At 59.8% G+C, this 18,057-nt stretch carries 19 protein-coding genes; 9 read left to right on the top strand and 10 right to left on the bottom strand.

What is annotated here, in order from left to right; all coding sequences use genetic code 11:
- Nucleotides 1-15 precede the first annotated feature (15 nt).
- On the top strand, nt 16-801 hold the full coding sequence (locus tag HMPREF1287_RS01695) for a DUF4261 domain-containing protein (protein ID WP_023017811.1): 786 nt from the start codon (nt 16-18) through the stop codon (nt 799-801).
- Here HMPREF1287_RS01695 and HMPREF1287_RS01690 read toward each other — a convergent pair.
- The 3 genes from HMPREF1287_RS01690 to HMPREF1287_RS01680 all read right to left on the bottom strand — a co-directional run bounded on the left by HMPREF1287_RS01690 (nt 798) and on the right by HMPREF1287_RS01680 (nt 4,268).
- The gene (locus HMPREF1287_RS01690) at nt 798-1,763 is read right to left on the bottom strand and encodes a bile acid:sodium symporter family protein (RefSeq protein ID WP_023017810.1); all 966 of its coding nucleotides are present in this window, start codon (nt 1,761-1,763) and stop codon (nt 798-800) included. The genes HMPREF1287_RS01695 and HMPREF1287_RS01690 overlap by 4 nt on opposite strands.
- A gap of 72 nt (nt 1,764-1,835) precedes the next feature.
- On the bottom strand, nt 1,836-2,867 hold the full coding sequence (locus HMPREF1287_RS01685) for an ATP-dependent 6-phosphofructokinase (protein WP_023017809.1): 1,032 nt from the start codon (nt 2,865-2,867) through the stop codon (nt 1,836-1,838).
- A 24-nt stretch (nt 2,868-2,891) separates the two neighbouring features.
- Nucleotides 2,892-4,268 carry a DHA2 family efflux MFS transporter permease subunit gene (locus tag HMPREF1287_RS01680; protein WP_023017808.1) on the bottom strand — a complete coding sequence of 459 codons (1,377 nt, stop codon included), beginning with the start codon at nt 4,266-4,268 and terminating at the stop codon, nt 2,892-2,894.
- 47 nt (nt 4,269-4,315) lie between these two features.
- Between HMPREF1287_RS01680 and HMPREF1287_RS01675 the strand changes: the two genes are divergently transcribed.
- Nucleotides 4,316-4,639, top strand: coding sequence for a hypothetical protein (locus HMPREF1287_RS01675; protein ID WP_023017807.1), 324 nt, complete (start codon nt 4,316-4,318; stop codon nt 4,637-4,639).
- 77 nt (nt 4,640-4,716) lie between these two features.
- Here HMPREF1287_RS01675 and HMPREF1287_RS01670 read toward each other — a convergent pair whose 3' ends face one another.
- The 3 genes from HMPREF1287_RS01670 to gatC all read right to left on the bottom strand — a co-directional run bounded on the left by HMPREF1287_RS01670 (nt 4,717) and on the right by gatC (nt 7,139).
- Nucleotides 4,717-5,250: an META domain-containing protein gene (locus HMPREF1287_RS01670; protein WP_005280233.1), complete on the bottom strand. Its 534-nt coding sequence runs from the start codon at nt 5,248-5,250 to the stop codon at nt 4,717-4,719.
- 104 nt (nt 5,251-5,354) lie between these two features.
- A complete protein-coding gene (gene gatA / locus HMPREF1287_RS01665; RefSeq protein ID WP_023017806.1) occupies nt 5,355-6,842 on the bottom strand; it encodes an Asp-tRNA(Asn)/Glu-tRNA(Gln) amidotransferase subunit GatA in 1,488 nt (495 codons plus the stop codon).
- Complete coding sequence (gene gatC / locus HMPREF1287_RS01660; protein WP_005280231.1) at nt 6,843-7,139, bottom strand: Asp-tRNA(Asn)/Glu-tRNA(Gln) amidotransferase subunit GatC; 297 nt, start codon at nt 7,137-7,139, stop codon at nt 6,843-6,845.
- A gap of 199 nt (nt 7,140-7,338) precedes the next feature.
- Between gatC and HMPREF1287_RS01655 the strand changes: the two genes are divergently transcribed.
- Nucleotides 7,339-8,001: an amino acid-binding ACT gene (locus HMPREF1287_RS01655; RefSeq protein WP_005280230.1), complete on the top strand. Its 663-nt coding sequence runs from the start codon at nt 7,339-7,341 to the stop codon at nt 7,999-8,001.
- Nucleotides 8,002-8,017: 16 nt separating this feature from the next.
- Here the strand turns inward: HMPREF1287_RS01655 and ligA are convergent, their stop codons facing one another.
- Nucleotides 8,018-10,087: an NAD-dependent DNA ligase LigA gene (ligA, locus tag HMPREF1287_RS01650; RefSeq protein WP_023017805.1), complete on the bottom strand. Its 2,070-nt coding sequence runs from the start codon at nt 10,085-10,087 to the stop codon at nt 8,018-8,020.
- A 45-nt stretch (nt 10,088-10,132) separates the two neighbouring features.
- On the opposite strand from ligA, the gene HMPREF1287_RS01645 reads away from it, so the two are divergent.
- The 5 genes from HMPREF1287_RS01645 to HMPREF1287_RS01625 all read left to right on the top strand — a co-directional run bounded on the left by HMPREF1287_RS01645 (nt 10,133) and on the right by HMPREF1287_RS01625 (nt 13,836).
- Complete coding sequence (locus HMPREF1287_RS01645; protein WP_034653645.1) at nt 10,133-10,804, top strand: 3'-5' exonuclease; 672 nt, start codon at nt 10,133-10,135, stop codon at nt 10,802-10,804.
- A gap of 40 nt (nt 10,805-10,844) precedes the next feature.
- Nucleotides 10,845-11,342 (top strand): helix-turn-helix transcriptional regulator, encoded by a 498-nt coding sequence (locus HMPREF1287_RS01640; protein WP_005280226.1) that lies wholly within the window; start codon nt 10,845-10,847, stop codon nt 11,340-11,342.
- On the top strand, nt 11,342-12,331 hold the full coding sequence (locus HMPREF1287_RS01635; protein WP_023017803.1) for a serine hydrolase: 990 nt from the start codon (nt 11,342-11,344) through the stop codon (nt 12,329-12,331). Before HMPREF1287_RS01640 ends, HMPREF1287_RS01635 begins: the two co-directional genes overlap by 1 nt.
- 9 nt (nt 12,332-12,340) lie before the next feature.
- Nucleotides 12,341-12,601: a hypothetical protein gene (locus HMPREF1287_RS01630; protein WP_023017802.1), complete on the top strand. Its 261-nt coding sequence runs from the start codon at nt 12,341-12,343 to the stop codon at nt 12,599-12,601.
- A 104-nt stretch (nt 12,602-12,705) separates the two neighbouring features.
- Nucleotides 12,706-13,836, top strand: coding sequence for an AAA family ATPase (locus tag HMPREF1287_RS01625; protein WP_034653642.1), 1,131 nt, complete (start codon nt 12,706-12,708; stop codon nt 13,834-13,836).
- Here the strand turns inward: HMPREF1287_RS01625 and HMPREF1287_RS01620 are convergent.
- Together HMPREF1287_RS01620 and mnmA are read right to left on the bottom strand one after the other, a co-directional pair.
- A complete protein-coding gene (locus HMPREF1287_RS01620; protein ID WP_023017800.1) occupies nt 13,833-14,753 on the bottom strand; it encodes a hypothetical protein in 921 nt (306 codons plus the stop codon). The two genes, HMPREF1287_RS01625 and HMPREF1287_RS01620, sit on opposite strands and share 4 nt — an antisense overlap.
- On the bottom strand, nt 14,754-15,839 hold the full coding sequence (gene mnmA, locus HMPREF1287_RS01615) for a tRNA 2-thiouridine(34) synthase MnmA (RefSeq protein ID WP_023017799.1): 1,086 nt from the start codon (nt 15,837-15,839) through the stop codon (nt 14,754-14,756). It abuts the gene before it with no gap.
- A gap of 96 nt (nt 15,840-15,935) precedes the next feature.
- Here mnmA and HMPREF1287_RS01610 point away from each other — a divergent pair, with 96 nt between their 5' ends.
- Nucleotides 15,936-16,772 (top strand): spermidine synthase, encoded by an 837-nt coding sequence (locus HMPREF1287_RS01610; RefSeq protein ID WP_005280219.1) that lies wholly within the window; start codon nt 15,936-15,938, stop codon nt 16,770-16,772.
- Here HMPREF1287_RS01610 and HMPREF1287_RS01605 read toward each other — a convergent pair.
- Nucleotides 16,753-17,916: a glycoside hydrolase family 25 protein gene (locus tag HMPREF1287_RS01605; protein ID WP_034653894.1), complete on the bottom strand. Its 1,164-nt coding sequence runs from the start codon at nt 17,914-17,916 to the stop codon at nt 16,753-16,755. The genes HMPREF1287_RS01610 and HMPREF1287_RS01605 overlap by 20 nt on opposite strands.
- Nucleotides 17,917-18,057: the final 141 nt, after the last annotated feature.

Raw genomic sequence — 18,057 nt, 5'->3', positions numbered from 1 at the left:
CCTAGGGTGACTGTCATGACGACTCCACATACAGTAGACACTTCGCTTGTCGATGCCCCACTCATCAACATCGCCGTCTTTTCCACCGCCCCCTCTACCGAAGAGATCAAAGAGGCCGTTACCGGGATCTTTGCGGGCCGCGTCGGCGAGATTACTCCCGGCAAGAACCCGGGCAGCCTCGTAGTGCCTATCGATGGCGCGTTTGTCCTGCACTACCAGACCATCGATTCCGCACCCACCCCAGATAGTTACGGCCTCCACCCCATCTTGAGCGCCGATGCCGGCGACCTCAACACCGCGGGAGCCCAAGTGCTGGTCTCGGTCCTTCCGGATAATCAGGAACATGACCTCTCTCACCAATTCCGCGAGCCGCGCCGCGAGCACCTAGAGCTGCTATCCCAAGCGACGTCCGCCGTAGCCCAGCACGCCAACTGCCTCATCATCCACAACCCACGCGGAAACGTCTCCATCTCCCCGGCGATGTTTAATGACGCCGTGCGCAATAACCTCGCCCCCATGCACATCGCGCCGGTGTGGATTACCCAATCTGGCGGCGAGCTCCGCGGCTACTCCATGGGCCTAGTCCAAGCGGGTCACCCGGAAATTCAGGCGCGCACCAGCTCGATGGATCCCACGGACCTCTATTACAAGCTGGCAAATATCGCCGACCACATCCTGCAAGGCGCCACCGTCAAAGGCGGCGATACCTTAGCCTTCGAGGAAGGCCAAGCCCCACTCACCATCACGGAGGAGCCCTGGTTCGTAGACCAGAACTTCCCCGCTGTCACCATTCATTTTTAGCTGGCTTTGGCCTTGCGGGCATCGCTCAAGCGGCACAGCGCAGCCAGGATCGCGCCGGAAAGGTTGTGCCACACAGAAAACACGGCGCCGGGCAAGGCGGCCAGTGGGCTCATGTAGGAAGAGGCAAGGCTGGTGGCCAGCCCGGAGTTTTGCATTCCTACCTCCACGGCCATGGTGCGGCGCACCGGAACCGGCTGGCGGGTAAACAGGCCCGCGAGGTAGCCCAAGCCATAGCCGCACGCATTGTGAATGACCACTGCGGCAAAGACGAGCGCGCCGGCGGTGGCAATATTGTCATGCGCGCCACCGACCACGATGCACACAATCAAGGCAATCGCGGTAACGGAGATCCACGGCAATGCCGCCTGAATCTTTGCCACGAGCCGTGGAAGCAGCATGCCGATGACGATGCCCGCGATGACCGGAACGAGCACCACCTTCACGATGGACCACGCCATCGACGCCGCAGATACCGGCATATATTCACCCGCCAACCACAAAGTCAAAAGTGGGGTGAGAATCGGTGCCAAGAGCGTAGAAATGGAGGTCATGGTCACCGAAAGCGCCACATCGCCGCGCGCTAGGTAGGACACCACGTTGGAGCTCGTGCCGCCTGGGGCGCAGCCGACCAAAATCACTCCAGCCGCAACCGCTTCTGGCAGGTCCATGACTGCCACCACGGCGAGCGCGATAAGCGGCATGATGACAAACTGCGCCACCACGCCGAGCACGACTGGCAGCGGCCTGCGCGCCACGAGCGCAAAATCTACCGGCTTGAGGGTAAGCCCCATGCCGAACATGACGATGCCCAGCAGCGGGGTTACCTGCGGGGCAAAGGATGCCGCGGTATTCGGGGCGATGTAGCCAATAATGCCACCGATGATAACGAGTATGGGAAACCCCAGCGCCGCGATGAGCGCCTGCCGTTCTTCCTGTTTTTCTGTAGCGCTATTGGTACTCATAGACAAAAGAATACCCTCCCACCATGTGAGAGGGCGATCTTAATATTCGAGACGGCGGAGGTTTAACGGGCCTTAGCCGAAGAGGGCCTGCGCATTGCGGTAGCGGGCATCGGGCACCGTCTTCAGCGTACCCACGGCCTCTTCCAATGGCACGAGGTCGATATCTTCGCCGTGCAGGGCAACGCACATTCCCGAGTCCCCATTGTGCGCCGCGCGGGCAGCGTGCACGCCGTAGCGGGTGGCTAGGACGCGGTCATACGCGGTGGGTGTGCCGCCGCGCTGAATGTGGCCCAACACGGTGGTACGCACGTCATAGCCGGTGCGTTTATTGATTTCATCGCCAATGACCTGGCCAATCCCATTGAAGGTTTGGTGGCCGAATTGGTCGACACCGCCGGCTTCAAACTCCATGGTGCCTTCCTTGGGCAGGGACCCTTCGGCCACGCAAATGATGCCGTACTTCTCGCCCATCTGGAAACGGCGTTCCATCGCCTTGGTAATTTCCGCAATATCGAAGGGCTCTTCTGGGATCACGGTGTAGTGTGCGCCACCGGCCATCCCAGCATGCAACGCAATCCAACCCACGTGGCGGCCCATGACCTCCACGATCAGGATACGGTTGTGGGACTCCGCCGTCGTGTGCAGGCGATCGATCGCATCCGTTGCCACCGATACCGCGGTATCGAAGCCGAAAGTATAGTCCGTGGCGTTGACGTCATTATCAATGGTCTTCGGCACACCCACGACGGGGATACCGTTATCGTTAAGCCACTTGGCGCCCTTGAGCGTTCCTTCGCCGCCGATGGCCACGAGGGCATCAACCTCGGCCTCGCGCATATTCGTCTTGATCTGCTCTAAACCGGCCTTAAATTTATCGGGATGCAGCCGGCCGGTGCCCAAAATGGTGCCGCCGCGCAAGAGAATCCGATCGATGCTGGCATCATCGTAGAGATCGCGCCGGCGATCTTCTAAAAGACCAACCCACCCGTCTTCGTAGCCTACGACGGTATCGCCAAATTCGTTGGATGCGGTTCGCACAACCGCACGGATTACAGCATTCAAGCCGGGGCAATCGCCACCGGAAGTCAGTACAGCAAGACGCATGATCCCCAATTTAGCTCAAGATTTTTATCCATGCAGCGTGTCTACGTATCGCAGTGAGGAGATAAGTCCCACTACCAGTGCGATGACAATCACAAGGAGCGAATTGATGATCGCCGTGGTCGGATTACCCGTTTGCATCACGGCGGAAACTAGGGCCACGCCCACCACGGATCCCACCTGGCGGGAGGTGTTATACGCCCCCGACGCCGCGCCCATGTGATGAGGTGAAATATCGCGCAGCGTCGTTGCCGCATTAGAGCCCCAGATAAAGGACTGGCCAATTCCTAGAACGGCGATGGGCGGGGCCAGCCACCACGGGTTGGCATCGGCATGCATGACCCACCAGGCCAAACACAGCGAGGCGATCATCAGGCTAAAACCCACTAGCCCCATCAGGCGCGGATTCACCGCGTCCGTGAGGATGCCTGCGATGGGCGACATCAGCATTGAGACCAGCGCCATGGGAGCCACGATGATGCCGGCCTCACCGGCGGATAGCCCCTTGACCGATTGCAGCCACAACATCACCGGCAACATGACCGAAGCCGCCATAAAGCCCATGGTCAAAATGCCCACGGAGCCGGCCGCATAGTTGCGGTTGTGGAAGAGCTCCACCGGAAACAGCGGCGTGGAACCACGATCCTGCGCGCTAGCCTGCAGGCGCACGAAGGCAATGCTTGCGGCAATGCCGATGGCAAGCACCACCAATACCCGCCAATCCCAGTCCAACTCTGGGCCTTGTTGGATGCCAAAGACGATCGAGCCGAGCGCGATGAGCGAGACTATGGCCGAGGGCTTATCGATGTCCTGGGCTGTGGTCGGCAGCTTCGGTATCCACAGCAGAGCCAGCACGATGGCGGCAATGACAAATGGTACGTGCACCCAAAAGGCCGCCTGCCAGCCAAAATAAGCCACAAGGAATCCGCCGAGGAGCGGCCCGGCCAAGGATGCCACCGAACCGATAATCCCCCACACCCCCAGCGCACGCCCACGGCGCTCGCGGGCGAAGACCCGGTTAATAACGGACATCGTCTGTGGCATTTCCAGCGATGCTCCCAAGCCCTGCACGATGCGCGCGACGATGAGCACTTCTATCGACGGCGCCAGCGCGCACGCTACTGCGCCGATCCCAAACAGCCCCACGCCGATGCAAAATAGGGCGCGCTGGCCGAGGACATCGCCAAGCCGCCCCGTAAAGAGCAGCGGCACCACCACGGCAAGCAAATAGGCGGCCGAGACCCACAAGATTTCATTGACCGTGGCGCCTAAATCCACCTGAATCTCCGGCAGGGCGATGGCCACCATCGACTGATCCAACAGGGACACGAAGAAGCCGAGGGATAGCGCGAACATGGCGCGCCATGCTTGGCGCTCAGGTGGCAGATTAGTCTCCACAGTCATGGCAGGAATTCTAGCGGGGCACACAAATCAGGCCTAGACTGGCCACCATGTCCATGATTGATATCAAAAAGCCACAAGACGTATCCACCGCCACCACCGTTATCCTCGGCCTCATCGGTGGTTGGGTCACCGCCCGCGAGACCGGCATTCGCCCGCTCGGCGGCGTCATCCTCGGCGCTGCGGGCCTGTGGGCCGGCCGTTCCTGGGCAAAGAAGACCAACCCAGCCACGACCGCTGGCCTGTCCGCCCTGTACGTCGGCGCGTTCGGCGCTTCCCACCCATTGGCAAAGAAGATTGGTTCCTGGCCAGCAGTCCTCGCCGTGACGGCCGCCTCTGCGGGCGCCGCCTACGCGCTTTCCGATGCCAAGTAGTCCACCCCACCACATACACAACAGCACCATGGTCCCCCGCCAAGGAGGATCATGGTGCTGAGTGATCTTGTGAGTATTTACTCAACAACGTTGAAGACAACGGCGTTGTCCTCAGTGCCCAGTGCGGCCTGGCCGTCAGGCAGGGCGTAGAAGGAAGGCTCGGACTCGAGGACGTCACGCAGCGAATCAGAAAGCTCCTGGGTGTGGTCATCGCATGCCGCCAAGGTGGAGGCGAAGTCACCTACGTGGATGGTGCCGTCCTTATCCACATCGTAGGAGGTGGTGTAGGTATTGCAGCCATCGTTGAGGACCAAGGACTGATCCTTGTCGAACTGCACGGTGAACTTGCCGTCTTCCTTGACGGAGTGCAGCTCACCGGTGATGGTCTGGCCCTCGATATTCGGCACCAGCTTGTCAGCGTCTGCCGGCAGGGATTCCACCAGGTCGCTCTTGGCGGTGGAGTCTGCTACCTCGGTACCGGGCTCAACCGGTGCGGGGTTTTCTGCTGGTTTGGGAGTTGCTGCGGGCTGTTCAGCGTTTGCTACGCCCATGGCCATGAGCGCAGCTGCGGAGACGGACATCGTCGCGGTTGCAATCTTTTTCAAAGTCATACCCAGTAATTTACCCCTGCCGGATGGGCATCCGACAGGGGTGTAAACGAATCGTTATCTAATCCGCAGCTATTTCACAGTGACAACTATTTTAAATAGCGCGGCTAGTTTTGGCGCTTCGCTTCGTAGGCCGCACCCACCTTGTACAGGCGATCATCCTGGAAAGCCGGTGCCATGATCTGCAAACCGGTAGGCAGGTTGGTATCGGCTGCCATGCCGGAAGGCACGGACATGCCGCACAGGCCGGCGAGGTTGAGCGGCAAGGTGCACAGGTCGAAGTTGTACATCGCCATGGGGTCTTCGGCCTTCTCCCCCAGCTTGAACGCGGTGGTCGGGGTGGTCGGCGAGACCAGCACGTCAACCTGCTCGAAGGCGCGGGCAAAGTCCTGGGCCACGAGGGTGCGCACGCGCTGCGCCTGCAGGTAGTAGGCATCGTAGTAGCCCACGGACAGCGCATACGTGCCCAGCATGATGCGGCGCTTGACCTCGGGGCCGAAGCCCTCTGCGCGCGACTGGGACATGACCTGCTCCGCGGAGTGGGATCCGTCATCGCCAGCACGCAGGCCATAGCGCATGCCATCGAAGCGGGCCAGGTTGGACGAGACCTCACACGGCATGATCAGGTAGTAGGCGGCCAAGGCCTCATCGAAGTGCGGGCAGTCCACCTCGACGATTTCCGCGCCCTGCTCGCGCAGCTGTTCCACGGCGGCGTGGTAGTTCTCCATCACGCCGTCCTGCCAGCCATCGCGCTCGAATTGCTTGATAAGGCCTACCTTGACGCCGCTCAGGTCCCCATTCGCGCCTTCACGGGCGGCCTCCACCACGGGGGCAACCGGCTTGTCCACAGATGTGGCGTCGAAGGCATCGTGACCGGCAATAACCTCGTGCAAGAGCGCGGTATCCAGGACGGTACGACCACAGGGACCCGCCTGGTCCAGAGAGGACGCGGCCGCGATCAGGCCGTAGCGAGACACCGTGCCGTAGGTGGGCTTTACGCCCACGGTATTGGTCAGTGCCGCCGGCTGGCGGATGGATCCGCCGGTATCGGTACCAATACCTAAAGGAGCCTGCCCCGAAGCCAGCGCCGCTGCGGTACCGCCGCCGGAACCGCCCGGGGTGCGCTCGGTGTCATACGGGTTGTGAACCGGGCCAAAGGCGGAGTTCTCATTGGACGAACCCATCGCAAACTCATCCAGGTTCGTCTTGCCAAGGATGGGGATGCCGGCCTCGCGCAGACGCTTGGTCACCGTCGCGTCATACGGAGACATGTAGCCCTCGAGCATCTTGGATGCGGCGGTGGTGGGGGCATCGGTAGTAACCAGCAGGTCTTTTAGGGCCAGCGGCACGCCGGCCAATGCCGATGCGGGCTTTTCGCCGGCGTCGAGGGCCTTATCCACGGCATCGGCAGCCGCCAATGCTTCCTCCTGCCCCACGTGCAGGAAGGAGTTAAGTTCGGGATTGGTTTCCGCAATGCGGTCCAAAAAGGCCTGGGTAACCTCGCGGGAGGTCACCTCGCGCGCGTGAATTTTTTCCGCCAGTTCGGCGGCGGTCAAAGAGGTCAGTCCCTCCGCAGGTACAACAACGTTGGTCATTTACTCTCCTCCCAAAATCTGCGGCACGACGAATCGCTCATCTTCCACGGCCGGCGCTTGGTCCAAGGCCTGCTCGGCGGTAAGGGTGCGCACGATAACGTCTTCGCGCATCGGTGCATCCACGGAGTGCGGGTGGCTCATCGGTTCCACGCCTTCAGTGTCCACGTTCCGTACTGCGGAAACGGAATCAACAATTTCATCAATCTGGCTTGCGAATTGGGCTAGCTCTTCATCGCTTAATGCCAGGCGGGAAAGCTTGGCAAGGTGGGCTACCTCATCACGCGAAATCTCAGACACGCGAACTCCATCCTTTTTCCATAATCGACGCGCAGGTGAAAATTATTTTCCCGCGCGTACTATGTAAATTGCTAAGGCTCCATAATACTGCACCAACCCGCGCGGTTGCCGAGTCACCCCGAATTATTGCCCCTTGAACGCCGCACTGTGACCCAGGTATCGTAAATGGGACTACAAGCTACTGAAAGCGTGCGACTTAATGTCTTACCTAATCCGTGTCCTGCTTCCCGATACCCCTGGTAGTTTGGGCCAGCTTTCGGAGGCCTTCGGGCTGGTTGACGGAAATATCCAATCGGTTGACATCGTAGAATCCTTCCCGGATGGCACCGTCATGGATGACATTGTCATTGAGCTTCCCGCAGACGCTATGGCCGATGCCCTGATTACCGCCGCCGCCTCTGTTCATGGCGTGGAAGTAGATTCCATTCGGCCCTTCAGCGGCCGCGTGGACCGGCGCGGGCAGATCGAGTTATTAGCGCGCGTTGCCGCCAATGCCTCCAATGTCACGGCAGCGATGGAGGAAGTCGTCGCGGCCATCCCGAAGGCGGCGACCTCCACGTGGGCCATCGTCATTGACAATAATGAGCCCATTCACCGCGTGGCCTCCTCAAACGCGGCCCCTGCCGATGACGATACGATTCCGGTCGATCTCAACATCGACAGCGCGCGCACCTTGCACCCCGATAAGGACGAATGGGTGCCAGAAAGCTGGGCGCTGCTCGATTCCGCCCTGGCCGCCGCTCCCCTGGGAGATACCGGGATGGTCATCGCCATGGGCCGCACCGGCGGGCCGGAATACCTGGCCTCTGAGGTCGAGCACCTCGGCCACATCGGCACGATTTTGGGTGCCTTCCTCAAATAAGCCCGGCGCGGTGTGTCTACACCTCCCCAGTGTTTAAGAGCGTGTGGAATTGCTCCTCATTCAAGATAGGCACGCCAAGGTCGCGGGCCTTGTCCTCCTTGGAGCCGGCATTGGCCCCAGCGACGAGGTAGGAGGTTTTCTTCGATACGGACCCGGTTGCCTTTCCGCCGCGGCTGATGATGGCTTCCTTGGCGGAATCGCGCGTGAAGTCTTCGAGGCTGCCGGTGACAACGATGGTCAGGCCCTCTAGGGTCTGTTCTTTCCTGTCCTCGGCGGCTACCTCCATAGCGAGGCCAGCCTCCGCCCATTTCTCAACGATGGTGCGGTGCCAATCCACCTCAAACCAGGCGTGGAAGGATTCCGCAATGACCGCGCCCACGCCATCTACCTCTGCAAGCTCTTCGGTTTTCGCCGCGCGCAGCTTGTCCATGGAGCCGTAGCGCGCCGCGAGTGCCCGCGCCGCGATGGGACCCACGTGGCGAATGGATAGCGAGACCAGCACGCGCCAGAAGTCGCGGTCTTTGACCTCTTCTAAGTTCTGCAGCAGGTTCTTGCCCGCGGTATTGACCTTGACGTTGCCCTCTTTTTTGCTGCGCTTATCCTTCGTATCGCGCTTGGCCGTATAGACATCGGAAGCAAGCAGCTTTTCTTCCGTTAGCTCAAAGAGCTCGGATTCATCGGTGAGGATGCCGTTCTCAATGAGGTCCATGGCTCCCTTCTCCCCCAGTGCCTCGATATCGAGGCCCTTGCGGGAGGCGAGGTATTCCAGGCGTGCGGAAAGTTGGGCTGGGCAGGATTGGGTATTGGGGCATCGCCAGTCAGCATCGCCATCCTTTTGTGGGGCGAGCGTCGTGCCGCAGGCTGGGCACTGCGTGGGAAAGCTCCATTCGTATTCGCTGCCATCGCGCTGTTCGCGCACGGGGCCTAGTACCTCAGGAATGATTTCCCCGGCCTTGCGGATAATAATGGTATCCCCGATAAGCACGCCCTTGCGCTTGACCTCGGACTGGTTGTGCAGGGTGGCCATGGATACCGTGGAGCCGGAGACAAAGACCGGTTCCATGATGGCAAAGGGGGTAACGCGCCCCGTACGCCCGACACCGACCTCGATATTTTTCAGCTTCGTCGTGACCTCTTCCGGCGGGTACTTATAGGCAATGGCCCAGCGCGGTGCGCGGGAGGTCGCCCCGAGCTGGCGCTGTGAGCCCAAATCGTCCACCTTGACCACGAGCCCATCCATTTCGAAAATCGCATCGTGGCGGTGTTCGGCCCAGTAAGATACTTCCTCTTGTACTTCTGCGGCGGAGTGGACCTGCCTGGTATAGGGCGAGACGGGCAAGCCCCATGCGGCGATGGCCTTATAGGCATCGTGCTGGGAGGAGGGGGAAAATCCCTCGCGCGCGCCTAGGCCGTGACACACCATACGCAGGCGGCGTTTTTTCACCTCGGCGGGATCCTTCATGCGCAGTCCGCCGGCCGCAGCGTTGCGGGGATTGGCAAACCGCGCCTTGCCGTCTGCCGCGCGCTCCTCATTGATCTCTTCGAAGTCCTCCGGGCGCATATAGACCTCGCCGCGGATTTCAATAAGTTCCGGGACTGGGTACTCATCGGTGCCCGTAAGCTCGTGCGGGATATCAGAAATAACACGCGCATTGGCGGTAATCTCCTCGCCCACGGTGCCATCGCCTCGGGTAGCGGCCGTGTCCAAGCGCCCATTGCGGTAGACCAAGTCGATGGAGAGGCCATCGATCTTCAGCTCCGTCAGGTAAGTCTTGGCGGGCGTCCTATCCAGCCAGTCCTGCATCTCACCGGCGCTAAAGACATTGTCTAGGCTCATCATGCGCTCGAGGTGCTCGATATCCTCGCCAGCGTTCGGCGTTGCACCTACTTGCTGGGTGGGCGAATCCGGAACCGCCAGCTCCGGATGCTGCTTTTCTAGGTCCATCAGGCGCTGGAAAAGCGCATCAAAGTCGGCATCGGGAATTGCCGGTTCACCGTTGTAATACAGGTTGCGGTGGCGGCGCACTTCCTGCGCCAGGTCGTTCCATTCACGTTGCACATCAGCTGGATTAGTCACGGTATCCAAGTCTAGCGATCCCCCATGTCCGGGCTAGCTACTAAGGTATGGACCATGAACTTCGACGCCTCCCGCATGCTCGCCTTCGACCTTGAGACCACCTCAGCCAACCCCAAAGACGCCCGCATCGTTACCTCTGCCCTAGTCCGAATTGACGGTCGCGATGTCCAGAAGGTGGAGCACCTTGCGGATCCTGGCATCGAGATCCCCCAAGCCGCCACCGACGTGCATGGGATCACAACGGAAAGGGCCCAGGCAGAAGGCCGCCCGCACGAGGAGGTCCTCAAGGACACGGTTGATGCCATCAAGGCAGCGTGGGACGACGGCCTGACGCTCATCGTGTATAATGCGGCCTTCGACCTCACCGTGCTGCGCAGTCTCACCGGCGATTTCACGGTCACAGGCCCTGTCTTTGATCCGTACGTCATTGACCGCGTGAGCGATAAGTGGCGCAAGGGCAAGCGCACCCTCGGCGCGGTGTGCGAGCACTACGGCGTGGAATTGGGCAATGCGCACGAGGCTACTGCCGATGCCCTCGCTGCCGCCCGCGTGGCCTGGAAGCAGGTGCGCCAGCACTACCCTAACCTCGCGCAGATGGACGAAAACGAGCTCATGGAGTTCCAGGCGGTCAAGTGGTACGAGGACCGCGTCGCCTTCAAGAAGTACCTAGAAGGCAAGGGCCGCGATGCCTCCGATGTCTCGACGGCGTGGCCGCTCATTTCCTAATCCCCTTGCCATATTTCTAGAGTTTTGGAATTCTAGAAATATGAATATCGTTGAATCTCGCCTTAGCGATCTCGAGGCACGCGTCGCCAAACTCGAAGGCCAATCGAGCGCCCCACCGCAGCCTCCCTCGGAGGAGTCGACCTACTGGCTTGTCGATGCCCTTGCTCCCTCCACTCAACTACCCGATGGATCGGTAATTTTCGGCGGCAACATTGCGCTCGGCAAGCGTACCTACGCCTATCAGTGGCAGCGTCCCACTACTGCAATAACTGACGAGGAGTGGTCAGAAAATCTCGAACGCCTCGCCGCACTTGCCCATCCCGTACGTGGCGAGATTCTTCGACGCCTTCTCGCGGCACCTGCTACCGCCGCGGAGCTCGTGGACGAGGATATTATCTCTTCCACCGGCACGGCCTATCACCACCTCAGCGCTCTAACTAGTGCAGGTTGGACTACAAAGACAAGTGGCGAGTACTCAATTCGTCCCGCCCGCGTTATTCCTTTGCTCGCCATTATTACCGCTAGCGAGGACCACTAATGCGCAGGCTCGTCCTCAGTATCGTTACCGCCATCGCTATCGCTTCCGTGCTCCTACTGGCTGGTCCTCGGCGCCTCACGCTCGCCCCAACAGATACAGGAGATGTAGCCCTTGCCTCCACACTGCGAGAAAACGCGGAGCCGGGTTTTCATCACCTCACCGCTTTTACACTCCGCGACGGTAACGCCACCTTTGCGGGTGTAGGCAGCAACGAGCACACAGAAGTAGAGATCGGTTCTGTCACCAAAATGTTCACCGGCGAACTCACCCACCAGCTTGTAGAAGAAGGCACACTGCGACTCGATAGCACCGTGGGCGAGTTTCTAGACGTAGACAACGCACCCGTAGCGGATATAACGATTAAGGAACTACTCGATCACACCTCTGGCCTACCTCCCACAGCAGACGGGAATTTCTTCGGTTTCCTGTGGTCCGCAGTGGCCGGCACGAACCCATATGCAGGCGAAAGCACTCAAGATATCGTCGATGGTGCCGCCGCAGCAGAGCTCAGCAACCGCGGGGAGGAATCCTATTCCAACCTCGGATACGCCCTGCTCGGGCACGTAATAGAAACCGCGGCGAACACGCCTTATGAGACGTTACTGAAACAGCGAATATTCGAGCCAGCCGGATTAACGGAGACCTACCTTATGACCCCCGGCGCCGTGTCTGCCGATGCCCCGCGCGGCCGCACCGCCACTGGGCGGCAGGCCCAGCCTTGGGAGATGGACGGTTCGGCGCCTGCAGGGGCAATCCGCTCGACCGCGAGCGATATGGCTAAGTTCGCGGAGTGGTTTATGGCCCACGGCGATCCCGCATACGGATGGCAGAAGAACGATGACGGCACCGGCTTCTGGCATAACGGCGGAACCTACGGCTATTCCACCATGCTCATCATCGACCCAAAGACAAAGCGAGCCGCATTTGCAAACAACGATTCGCTCGCCGGTACCGAAGAACTTGGCCAAGCACTCTTCGCTGAGCTTTAAGGAAACACTATGCCTACGTCCATTATCCTCGCCGTTTTCATCGCCTCCGAGCTCTGGGCCGCATGGAAGGCTTTAAAGAAACCCGGCTCGACGGCATTTCACGTCTTTGGGGCGGCACTGACCGCCGTCGTCATCATCTTTTTAGGTCACGCCTTACCCTGGTACACCTCCGTGCATTTTTACTGGTGGTATGCACTGGTCGGCTCCTTCGCCCTCCATGTGGGAGCCATAACGTGGGGTGCTACCAGCCTTCATGCGGACCGCACGTAACCTTGCAGGCAACAAGCAAGGCGCCCACACAAGAGTGAAAAGTCTCCCAAATCTCCGATTGCTAAAAAGTCTCCCAAATCTCCGGTTGGACTACGATGGAGACTATGTCCTTTCACGAGAACCCCTTCCGCCCCACATTTGGCGTCCCACCGCTGTTTTGGGTCGGCCGCACCGCGGTCCTCGATACGTTTCGCGCAGCGCTCGATGCCCCACCTGGACACCCCGGTCGCTCACTCGTCATTAGCGGCGCCCGTGGTATTGGCAAGACGGTCCTCCTCAACGAGTTGGAGGACATCGCCGCCGCCCGCGGATGGATTACGCTGCGCGCCTCCGGCCGCAGCGCCATGGTGGAAGAACTCGTCGAGACCACCATCCCCCGCATCATGGACACGCTTGCGCCGGCAGATAAGCACAAAGTCAACCGCATCGGAATCGGCGGCCTTGGTTCCATAGGAATCGAACACAACACGGATGAAGCCTATAAGCCCACCTTAAATACCCGGCTACGCGAATTACTAGCCCAGCTCAAGGGTGCAGGTGTGCTCCTTACCATCGATGAAGTCCAAGATGCCGATGCCCAAGAATTGGCCTCCTTGGCCGTTACTTACCAAGACTTATTGCGCGATGAACTCGATGTCGCCATCGTCGTAGCCGGCCTGCCACAGGGCATTAACCGGCTGCTGGAGCTGCCCGGAGTAACCTTTCTGCGCCGCGCGCAAAAGTTTGTGCTGGGCCCGCTGTCACCGGCCAACGCTACCGTTGCATTTAAGGAAACCGCCGCACACTCGGGCCTCGACTTCAGTGCAGATGCAGTCTCCGCCGCCGTGGAGCTATCCCGAGGATATCCCTACCTGGTTCAGCTCGTCGGATCACTGGCGTGGGCCCAAGCACAGCGCTCTGGCGCGACCCGCATAGAAGAAAACACTGTTCAAGCCATCTCGGCCGAGGCGATATCCGTCCTAGGCACACAAGTGCACCAGCCCGCAACCCTCACGCTCCCACCCGCACAGCGCCGCTTCCTTGAAGCCATGAGTGCTGTCATGGACAGCGACACTGCAGAAATTCAAGCTATCGCCGCACACCACGACCGCACGGTGCGGTCCCTATCGGCCACGCGCCAGCGGCTTATCGATGCCGATCTCATCGAACCCACCGGCCACGGCCAGCTTAGATTCGTCATTCCCTACATGGAGGCCTATTTCACAGCCACCGACAGCTTGGGTCGAGTAGATTAAAGGTCACCGGCGTCCCGGACAAGGATGGACGAGGTCTCCGTCACCGAACGCAGGGTTCGGGCAGAGGCCTGCACGGGATACACATCAAAGCGATCGACCAAAAGTTCGCGTGGCATGCCAATGCGGTCGAGATGCTTGGCCAGCGCGATGGCCTCGGCACGGGCATCCGATCCGGAAATCCCCACACCAATGCGATGGCCTTCGCTCAAGTGCTCTCCCAAGCCATCGAAATGCTCAGGGGTATCGAGGCGATAACGAGGGCTATGGAAATCGACGAGGAAGGTCGTTGCGGCAACAGCAATGGACCACAGCGGCGGGGCATGCAGGTAGTCCGCGTCAAAGCCGAGCAGAGTTTCTAGCACTACCTCATCAGCCACGGCGGGGATAGAATCAAAGTCGGTGGTTCCTGGAATGCGGCCAGCCACGATATCCACAAGCAAAGGTTCATCAAGCTGCACCACAACCTCGCCGTGGAAGCGGCGTGCCACATCGTCTGCATGCGCGCGCAGCCCATGAAGAAGGGCTTCAGAAAGCTCGGCGAAGGCACCGCGGTCACTAAGAACACGGTGGCCATCGGCAAGCTCAATGCTGGCTGCCAGCGACCACGGCCCTAGCGCCTGGACTTTAACGCGGGGCACGCTTTCTCCCCATACCTGCTGCACCTCGTCAAGATCGCGCTCGAGGCGATCCCACGCGCGGCGGGTAAGCAGCTGGGGGCGAGCCGTCATGCGCCACGAACGAGGGCCGCGGTCGATGGTGATGGCCTCGAGCATGCTGGCGGTGCGCCCCACCGAATCTGAGCCCAGCCCGCGTTCCGGCAGCTGCGGGATGGCGGGAAGCTCGGTCTCGCCCATGATGATGTCCGCTGCCTCCGCCATGGACGTGCCGGGCATGGGCCCGAGTGCGAATCCGGTCATTTACACGGTCTCGCAAATGGTGCCGGAACCAATGACGATATCGCCGAGGTCATCTGGGGACGGCAGGTACAGCACCGCCGCCTGTCCACGGGCAACGCCAGACAGTGGCTCCTTGAGCTCTAGGCGCATCGAATCCGCGGCGCGGTCCACGTGGGCGATGCACGGCACGACGGAACCGTGCGCGCGGACCTGCACCTCGCACTCGAAGTCGCCATCCATGCCAGGGTGCAGGTACTTCAGGCGATCGGCGCGAATGGCGGTGACCGCCAGGTCCTCGCGCGCGCCGACGGTCACCGTGCCCGTTGCAGCGTCAATATCGGTGACGTAGCGCGGGCGGCCATCAGCGGCCGGGGCCTTGATGTCCAAGCCCTTGCGCTGGCCGATGGTGTAGTTCCACGCGCCATCATGTTCCTTAAGCTCCGTGCCCTCTTGGTCCACAATCATGCCGGGCCGAAGCCCGATGCGCGATCCAAGGAACTGCTGGGTATTGCCGTCTGGAATGAAGCAGATGTCATAGGAATCCGGCTTCTTCGCCGTGGAAAAACCGTGCGCCGCAGCCTCTTCGCGGATTTGCGGCTTGGGGGTATCACCGATGGGGAAAAAGCAGTGGTCCAACTCCTCGGCGGAAATGACGCCGAGCACGTAAGACTGATCCTTATTCTCATCCTTGGAGCGGCGCATATAACCGTCATCATCAAGCGTGGCGTAGTGACCGGTCGCAACGGCATCAAAGCCCAGGGCCATACCCTTTTGCAGCAATGCGCGGAATTTAATCTTCTCATTGCAGCGCAGGCAAGGATTCGGGGTTTCACCGCGGGCATAGGAATCCACGAAGTCCGTGATGACCTCTTCCTTGAATTCCTCCGAAAAGTCCCAGACGTAAAACGGAATGCCCAACTTATCGCAAATGCGGCGGGCATCGGCGGAGTCCTCCAGCGAACAGCAGCCGCGGGCTTTTTCGCGCGTTTGCTGCGCGTCCTTATGCAGCGCCAGGTGCACGCCGACGACATCGTGGCCAGCCTCCACCGCACGGGCGGCGGCGACAGATGAGTCCACGCCGCCAGACATTGCTACCAATACTCGCATTGCATTCCCCTTTAAATACCTCGACTACAGGCCCGAAAGTGTACTCCCTTGCCCCAACGCAGCTTAAATCGATTCCATTCCCTAAGCTTGAACCCCATGGGTAGAAAGCGAGCCGCGAACAGGTCAGGCATCACCGGCACCTACGAGATCTCCACCGGCACCGCCGAGGTTGTGCCGGATGAATTCCGCGACGGGGCCTATATCCTTAACGTCAATGGCGTTCCTAGCAGCCATATCGTGCTGGGCGAGCCGCAGGAACTCGACTTTGAGTACATGCGCTGGATCGCAGCGGCGGTAGAACAGCTAAATACGGTCTCGCCCAATAAACTGCGCGTTACCCACCTCGGCGGGGCAGGTTGCTCACTCCCGCGCTATTTTGCCGACCTGTGGCCGGACAGCCGCCATACGGTAGTCGAGCTCGATGCCAAACTGGGCGAATTAGTCCGCGATCTTTTCGATGTCCCCCGCTCCCCCACCGTCAAGATCCGCCCCGGCGATGCCCGAAAGGAAACCGAAAGTTTTCTACCCGCCAGCCGCGATATCATTATCCGCGATGTCTTCGCTGGGGATAAAACCCCGAAAGACCTAACCACTGTGGAGTTTTTCCACGCGACTAAGTCATCCCTGTCTGCCGGCGGCCTCTACGTGGCGAACTGCGGCGATCACTCGGATCTCCACTTGGCTAAGGAAGAGCTGGCCGGGCTTTCTGAGGTCTTCGATCACCTCGCCGTAATCGCTGACCCGCCCATGCTCAAAGGGCGCCGGTATGGAAACATCATCTTGCTGGCCTCAGACACGAAACTGCCAGCTGAGGGCTCGGTACAAGCCGCTCAACTGGCAAAGGCACTCTTAGGTGGGGCCGTCCCAGCTCACTTTAAGGATGAAAGCTGGACCCGAAAATTCTTTGCGGGAGCTACTTCAGCACACGATTGAGCAGCTCGGCCACCTGATTAGCGTCGAAGTCGGGGACATCGGCACCGGCCTTCTTCGCCGCATCCTTGGCTTCTTCTACCTGAGCTCCAGAGACTTCGCCCTTGTCGACGCCATTGACATGGCCAGCGTTTTCTAGCAACATCGCCAAGTCACCGACGGTGAAGTCACCGACTGCCATCTTGCCAAGCTGCTTGAGAGGCAGAGCGTCCTCGTCTTCCAAGGTCTTCACAAAAGCTGCCAAGCCCTCAGCAGCTTGGGCATCGAGGCCGGCGTCCTTGGCGGCATCGGCAAGCTGGGGCATTGCAATAAGGCCAGCCGCAAGGGCAAAGATTGCACCAATCAGCGGAGTGCTATCGGCGCTCAGATCGACGCCATCATCAAGCACGAGGCTATCGAGCGCGCCGCCGATATCGACGTAATTGCCGCCGCTAAAGGAATCAAGCTGCTGCTTCGTGCCATTGAAGAGGTTCAAATCCACATCGGTTGGAATACCGGCAACCTTGCCCGATCCGGAGCGCTGCCAGAAGGACAGGTTCTTCCACCCACCCACTGGATCCGGCGCTTCATCCTGGTATGCCGCCAACCACAGTGGCATATTGGAGAACTTCTGGGAGTTATTCATCTCACCGATCCAGAAGTACTTATAGGTATAAATCATTGGCGTGCGGTTGGTCAGGCGCTTGAGCTCTCTGGTAAATTCCTCGATCCAGCTCTCCAACTGGGAGGCGGACTTGCCCTCGGAAACCTCGATATCGAGCACCGGCGGCAACGTCTGATTCGGCGCCAATGCAATCTGCGTGGCAAAGTTTGCGGCCTGCGTCTTCGCATCGCCAGCTGGACGCGCATAGTGGTATGCGCCGGTCTTCAGGCCATGCAGATTGGCGGCTTGAATATCTTTGACGTAGTGCGGGTTAATCCAGTCCCCACCCTCAGTTGCCTTCACAAAGGCAAAGGACTGGCCATCAGACTTCACCTTATTCCAGTCAATAGGCATGCCACCTGGGTGCTGGTGGGCAGCAATATCAATACCTTTTGGTGCGCTGGTTCCCAATGCTGCCTGTGCGGCAGCGGTCCCGCTTACCGTGACTGCAACTGCAGCGATAACCGCGATGATGCTCTTGCGGAGTGCCCTCATAGTTGTCATGCGCGTGAGTTTAACAATCATTCACACTAACCACATTTGCAACACACGCACCTTAGAGACAAATTTTTCACTCGCGTAGACAAACTCGTTGGAAATGTACTATTTAGAACATATTTTCGCTTTTCGGCTTGCGAGGGTTGA

It is taken from the genome of Corynebacterium sp. KPL1986 (assembly GCF_000477975.1).
Classification (GTDB): Bacteria; Actinomycetota; Actinomycetes; order Mycobacteriales; family Mycobacteriaceae; genus Corynebacterium; species Corynebacterium accolens.
The sequence above is the reverse complement of the archived record's forward strand: the minus strand, read 5'-3'. Positions and strand labels throughout refer to the sequence as shown.

Coding starts and splice junctions, on each gene's coding strand:
- HMPREF1287_RS01640 (WP_005280226.1), top strand. CDS start 10,845: ATGAATATCGTTGAATCTCGCCTTAGCGATCTCGAGGCACGCGTCGCC.
- mnmA (WP_023017799.1), bottom strand. CDS start 15,839: ATGCGAGTATTGGTAGCAATGTCTGGCGGCGTGGACTCATCTGTCGCC.
- HMPREF1287_RS01635 (WP_023017803.1), top strand. CDS start 11,342: ATGCGCAGGCTCGTCCTCAGTATCGTTACCGCCATCGCTATCGCTTCC.
- HMPREF1287_RS01630 (WP_023017802.1), top strand. CDS start 12,341: ATGCCTACGTCCATTATCCTCGCCGTTTTCATCGCCTCCGAGCTCTGG.
- gatA (WP_023017806.1), bottom strand. CDS start 6,842: ATGACCAACGTTGTTGTACCTGCGGAGGGACTGACCTCTTTGACCGCC.
- HMPREF1287_RS01625 (WP_034653642.1), top strand. CDS start 12,706: ATGTCCTTTCACGAGAACCCCTTCCGCCCCACATTTGGCGTCCCACCG.
- HMPREF1287_RS01605 (WP_034653894.1), bottom strand. CDS start 17,916: ATGACAACTATGAGGGCACTCCGCAAGAGCATCATCGCGGTTATCGCT.
- HMPREF1287_RS01670 (WP_005280233.1), bottom strand. CDS start 5,250: ATGACTTTGAAAAAGATTGCAACCGCGACGATGTCCGTCTCCGCAGCT.
- HMPREF1287_RS01685 (WP_023017809.1), bottom strand. CDS start 2,867: ATGCGTCTTGCTGTACTGACTTCCGGTGGCGATTGCCCCGGCTTGAAT.
- HMPREF1287_RS01695 (WP_023017811.1), top strand. CDS start 16: ATGACGACTCCACATACAGTAGACACTTCGCTTGTCGATGCCCCACTC.
- HMPREF1287_RS01675 (WP_023017807.1), top strand. CDS start 4,316: ATGTCCATGATTGATATCAAAAAGCCACAAGACGTATCCACCGCCACC.
- HMPREF1287_RS01610 (WP_005280219.1), top strand. CDS start 15,936: ATGGGTAGAAAGCGAGCCGCGAACAGGTCAGGCATCACCGGCACCTAC.
- HMPREF1287_RS01655 (WP_005280230.1), top strand. CDS start 7,339: ATGTCTTACCTAATCCGTGTCCTGCTTCCCGATACCCCTGGTAGTTTG.
- HMPREF1287_RS01645 (WP_034653645.1), top strand. CDS start 10,133: ATGAACTTCGACGCCTCCCGCATGCTCGCCTTCGACCTTGAGACCACC.
- HMPREF1287_RS01690 (WP_023017810.1), bottom strand. CDS start 1,763: ATGAGTACCAATAGCGCTACAGAAAAACAGGAAGAACGGCAGGCGCTC.
- HMPREF1287_RS01620 (WP_023017800.1), bottom strand. CDS start 14,753: ATGACCGGATTCGCACTCGGGCCCATGCCCGGCACGTCCATGGCGGAG.
- HMPREF1287_RS01680 (WP_023017808.1), bottom strand. CDS start 4,268: ATGACTGTGGAGACTAATCTGCCACCTGAGCGCCAAGCATGGCGCGCC.